This is a genomic window from Streptomyces sparsus, assembly GCF_054776295.1.
In genome coordinates this window covers 1-4,885 of the sequence record NZ_BAAHCA010000335.1, presented here as the reverse complement: position 1 = coordinate 4,885, position 4,885 = coordinate 1, and the positions used below count along the sequence as shown (strand labels likewise).

Here is a 4,885-nt window from a genome sequence, read left to right as displayed (position 1 = left end):
AGCGCCGACGCGCACCGGGCGGCGTACACGGCACTGGCCCGGCGGGTGCCGCTGCCGCGCCCGGAGCTGTACGAGGCGCTCTACGACCGGCACCGCTCCCCCGACGCCTGGCGCCCCTACCCGGACACGCTGCCGGTGCTGGCCGCGCTGCGCCGACGCGGTGTGCCCGCGGTGGTGGTCAGCAACATCGGGTGGGATCTGCGCCCGGTGTTCCGCGCGCACGGTCTCGACGCGTACGTCCACCACTACGTGCTCTCCTTCGAGCACGGGGTGCAGAAACCCGAGCCGGAGATCTTCCGGATCGGGTGCCAGGCACTGGGGTTGCCGCCGGCCGAGGTCCTGATGGTCGGCGACGACGGGCGGGCCGACGGCGGGGCCTCGGCGTTGGGCTGCGCGGTGCGTCTGGTGGAACACCTGCCCGCGGACCGGCGGCCGTCCGGACTGACACCCGTCCTCGGCCTTGTCGACTCTGCTGGAGGCGGTCCCGCCGACGGCGGTCCGCCCGGCGCTCCGGTGCCCTGAGAGCGGTGCCGCCGTGGCCCTGCCGCCGAGCGGGCCACTGTTCTACCCGCGGGCAGCGGCGCAAACCGCACCCCGGAAGGTTTTTCCGGGGGATCTGCGTCACACCACCACGGCGCGTGCGGCTCCCCCGCAGGGCCGTTCACCAGGGAGGATGCACGTGGGAGCGCCGATTTCGGGCGAGCGGCACTGTCAGTGGCTGCCTCTAGGCTTCACCCATGACCACCACATCGGACAACTCCCCCGCGCCGTCGGCCAACGAGGCCAATCGCGAGATGCGTGAGTTCGCTGCGGCACCGCGGTCGTGGACGCCGGAGGAACTCACCGAGTTCGCCCGGCTGCGTCAGCTCTGGCTGGAGGCCGCCACCCGCGAGGTCGCGCCCGCCGCCTGAGCACGCGGTCACGAGGGGTGACCGGTACCGGGCGATCCCCCGCGTCGCCCGGTACCGGAGGCGGTCGACAGCCCCTTCGGGGGCCCGACCGATTCCGCGCTGAGTATATTGGCTGAGAGCCAGTCAACGCAGGAGTACAGGATGTCCCCTCGGAGCGCGTCGGTCAATGAAGAGTTGCGCCGACGTTCGCGCGAACGGCTGCTCCAGGCGACTGTCGAGCTGGTCGCGGAGCGCGGCTTCGAGGCGACGACGCTGGCGGACATCGCGGACCGGGCGGGCGCGGCACGCGGTCTGGTCTCCTACTACTTCCCCGGCAAGCGCCAGCTGCTGCAGTCGGCCGTGCACCGGCTGATGCACCTGACCCTGGCTGCCGCACTCACGCGCGAACCGGTGCCGACGGGCGCGGAAGCCGGCCGGGAGGCGATGGCCCGGGCGATCGACGCCGTCCTGGGCCTGGCGAGGGACCAGCCCACGCTGATGCGCACCCACATGGCCGGGATACTCCAGCAGGAGGGTTTTGTCGCCTGCGTCGAGCAGCAGGAGCTGGCACGGCTGCTGCGGGAGACCATGGCCCGGTACGGGACCACCGACCTGGACGCCGAGTACCCGCTACTGCGGGCGCTGCTGATGGGCGCGGTGGTGGCGGTACTGCTGCCGGGGGCGCCGATGCCGGTGCCGACGCTGCGCGCGGAGCTGTTCGCCCGGTACGGGCTCGACTGGGAACTGGGGACCCCGCCGGACGGATCTCCGCCCGACGGGGTCGTGAACCGGCTGCTACTGGGCGGTCAGCGGTAGTCGGGCTGCGTCTGCACGTTCAACTCGTGCATCCGCACCCGCTTCGCGCTGTCGGTCCGTCGGTCCTTGATCTGCAGCACGTCGAGGCCGCGCTGGTCGTTGGAGTAGATGTACCCGTTGTAGTAGTACGCCGACCAGGTGCCGCCGAACGACAGCGCGTCGGTGGACTCGGGGCCCCGCTCGAAGTAGCCGATCTCCTTGGGGTTCTTGGAGTCGGTGAACTCCCACACGGACACCCCGCCCTGGTACCAGGACTGCACCATGATGTCGCGGCCCTTGACCGGGATCAGGGATCCGTTGTGCGCGACGCAGTTCTCGGTGTCGGCCTGGTGCCGCGGGATCTTGTAGTAGCCCTGGAAGCCGAGCGTGGACCGCTTGCCCTTGCCCGAGACGTGGTAGATGCCGTTGGCGCCCTTCTCGTCGCCGACCTCCGCGTTGCAGGTGGCGCCACCGCCGCCGCCGAGTTCGTCGGTGAAGATGACCTTGCGGCCGTTCTCGCTGAAGGTCGCCGAGTGCCAGAAGGCGAAGTTCTCCACGTCCTGGACCCGGTCGATGACCTTGGGCCGCTCCGGCTTGCTGATGTCCATCAGGATGCCGTCGCCCATGCAGGCACCGGCCGCGAGCCTGAGCTTGGGGAAGGCGGTGATGTCGTGGCAGCCGGACGTCGCCGAGCTCCTGGGGCGTTCCGGGTCACCGGGGAAGCCGCCGTCCGGGAAGAGCCCCTCGAAGCTGGTCAGGGTCGCCCGGTGGGGCGCCTTGCGGGGGACCTTCACGATGGAGATGCCGTCGTGCGGCGGCTGGCAGTCGGGAAAGCTCGCGCTGGGGAAGTAGGACGAGACGTAGACGTAGACGTTCTTCTTCGTCGGGACCAGCGTGTGGGTGTGCGAACCGCAGGCGGTCTCCACCGCGGCGACGTAGCGCGGCTTCGCCTTGTCCCGGATGTCGAAGACCCGGACGCCCTCCCACGAATCCTTCTCCGTCGCGGGCTGCGAGGTGCTGTTGCAGGTGTCGTCGTTGCGGGAGGAGTCGACCGACAGGAAGAGCAGGTTGCCCGAGACGGAGATGTCGTTCTGGGCGCCCGGGCAGAGCACCTGGCTGACGACCTTCGGCGCCTTGGGCCGGCTGATGTCGTAGATGACGAAGCCGTCGTAGTTGCCGGCGAAGGCGTACCTGCCCTGGAACGCCAGGTCGGAGTTGGTGCCCTTGAGCGCGCCCTTGGGCACGTTGACCAGGTGGCTCACGTTGCGGCTGGTGACCACCTCGCCGCTGCCGGGTATGTCACCGCTCCTGATGGCGGCTTCGGCCTCGGCCTTCTCGGAGCCGGCGACCTTCTTCGCGGGTGGCGGGCTGTCGCCGGGATCGGGGGTGGCGGCGGCCGGCTGAGCGGTCAGGAATGCCGCGAGCAGGCCGAATGCGGCCACTGCCACGCCCATACGTCTGCGCCGCACGGGGGGTGTGTGCAACGACGTCACTGCTTCCTCCCTCGGGTCCGCACGCTTTCGCTCGGATGTGAGCGGTTCACGGACCCCGGCAGTATCGCTCGCCGCATGTACAGAACAACAGATGAAAACAGGATTGCCATGAGCAACAGGCGACTTGTTCAATCAACTCCGTGCTAGGAACGGACAACTGGCCCACCCCGCCACTGGAGGAAAACGTGACAGACCGTCACAAGCTTCGGCGCACAGCTGTCCTGACCGTGCTGCTGGCGACACTGCCCGTGCTCGCCTCGTGCACCGGGGAGCGCACCGACAGCGCCACCGACGAATCCTCGGTGATCGCCCCGGGACGGCCGGGGGAGGACGCCCGTACCCTCTCCGCCGAGGAGGCCCAGGAGGTCAGCCGCAAGCAGACCCAGCCGAACGCGGCGGACTTCACCTTCATGACCATGATGATCGAGCACCACGAGCAGGCACTCGTGATGGCGGAACTCGCCGAGAAGCACGCCGAAGGCGACCGGGTGGGCAAGCTCGCGGACCGGATCAGGGCCGCCCAGAAGCCGGAGATCACGATGATGCGGGCGTGGCTGAAACGCAACCATGCCGACCGCCGCCCCGACGCGCACGGCGGACACGGCGGGCACGGGCACGAGACCATGCCGGGCATGGCGACCAAGGCCCAACTGGCCGAACTGGGCAAGGCCCGGGGTGAGGAGTTCGACCGACTGTTCCTCCGGCTCATGGTCACCCACCACGAAGGCGCGGTCACCATGGCCAAGGACGTGCTGACCGGCGGCAACGACGTGACGGTCGAGGAGATGGCCACCGAGATCGCCGCCCAGCAGAGCGCCGAGGTGGCCCGCATGCGCGCACTGCGCTGAGGCCCACGGCGACGCTCCACCCGAACGCCCTCTCCCGCCCGGCCCGGCGCGGTGCCATGCTGGACCACCCGGCGGAAGGATGCCGACCGTGCCCCACGCGCAGCGCTTCGCCGTCGTCGGTGCCGGCCCCAGCGGGGTCTACGCCGCCCAGTCGCTGGTCGACCGCCTCCCTGACGCGGCGGTGGACGTGCTGGACCGGCTGCCGTGCCCCTACGGACTGGTGCGCTACGGGGTCGCCCCCGACCACAAGAAGATCAAGACCCTCCAGGGCACGCTGCGGACCGTTCTGGAACACCCGCGGGTCCGCTTCCTGGGGAACGTCACCGTGGGCGGCGAGCCGCCCGCGGTCACCCCGGAATGGCTGCTGACCCGCTACCACGCGGTGGTGTACTGCGTCGGCGCGACCACCGACCGGCGGCTGGGCGTTCCGGGCGAGGACCTGCCGGGCAGCTTCTCGGCCACCGACTTCGTGGCCTGGTACAGCGCGCACCCGGACGCCGCGAGCCGCCGCTTCCCGCTGCGCGCCGACTCGGCCGTGGTCATCGGGGTGGGCAACGTCGCCGTCGACGTGGCCCGCCTCCTGGTCCGCGGCCGGTCCGAGCTGACCGGTACGGACATGCCGCAGGGGGCCCTGGAGGCACTGTCCGGGGCTGCGGTGCGCACCGTGCACATGGTGGGACGGCGGGGCCCCTCGCAGGCGAAGTTCACCACCAACGAACTGCGGGAGCTGGGCACGCTGCCCGAGGCCGAGGCCGTCGTCGACGAGGACGAACTCCGCCGCGACCCTGGGTTCACCGCACCGGAGGCCCTGCCGCCGGCCGCCCGGCGCAACCTGGCAGCCCTGCGCGGCTGGGTCGCC

General features: G+C 70.7%; 6 protein-coding genes. 5 read left to right on the top strand and 1 reads right to left on the bottom strand.

All coding sequences use genetic code 11. The features are described 5' to 3' along the window. The 3 genes from ACYVE9_RS15795 to ACYVE9_RS15785 form a co-directional block, all read left to right on the top strand. Nucleotides 1-522 (top strand): HAD family hydrolase (locus ACYVE9_RS15795; RefSeq protein ID WP_461028487.1); only part of this gene is annotated, 522 nt, incomplete at its 5' end. 215 nt (nt 523-737) lie between these two features. Then, nucleotides 738-911, top strand: coding sequence for a hypothetical protein (locus tag ACYVE9_RS15790; RefSeq protein WP_461028486.1), 174 nt, complete (start codon nt 738-740; stop codon nt 909-911). Nucleotides 912-1,052: 141 nt separating this feature from the next. Further along, on the top strand, nt 1,053-1,706 hold the full coding sequence (locus tag ACYVE9_RS15785) for a TetR/AcrR family transcriptional regulator (RefSeq protein ID WP_461028485.1): 654 nt from the start codon (nt 1,053-1,055) through the stop codon (nt 1,704-1,706). Here the strand turns inward: ACYVE9_RS15785 and ACYVE9_RS15780 are convergent. Next, complete coding sequence (locus ACYVE9_RS15780) at nt 1,697-3,178, bottom strand: LVIVD repeat-containing protein (RefSeq protein WP_461028484.1); 1,482 nt, start codon at nt 3,176-3,178, stop codon at nt 1,697-1,699. The genes ACYVE9_RS15785 and ACYVE9_RS15780 overlap by 10 nt on opposite strands. Nucleotides 3,179-3,363: 185 nt before the next feature. Between ACYVE9_RS15780 and ACYVE9_RS15775 the strand changes: the two genes are divergently transcribed. Both ACYVE9_RS15775 and ACYVE9_RS15770 read left to right on the top strand, forming a co-directional pair. Continuing rightward, on the top strand, nt 3,364-4,026 hold the full coding sequence (locus ACYVE9_RS15775) for a DUF305 domain-containing protein (protein ID WP_461028483.1): 663 nt from the start codon (nt 3,364-3,366) through the stop codon (nt 4,024-4,026). 79 nt (nt 4,027-4,105) lie between these two features. Continuing rightward, a partial coding sequence (locus ACYVE9_RS15770; RefSeq protein ID WP_461028482.1) for an FAD-dependent oxidoreductase occupies nt 4,106-4,885 on the top strand: 780 nt, incomplete at its 3' end.

Excerpts from the sequence above, each read along its gene's own strand:
- ACYVE9_RS15790 (WP_461028486.1), top strand. The coding sequence starts at position 738 with ATGACCACCACATCGGACAACTCCCCCGCGCCGTCGGCCAACGAGGCC.
- ACYVE9_RS15785 (WP_461028485.1), top strand. The coding sequence starts at position 1,053 with ATGTCCCCTCGGAGCGCGTCGGTCAATGAAGAGTTGCGCCGACGTTCG.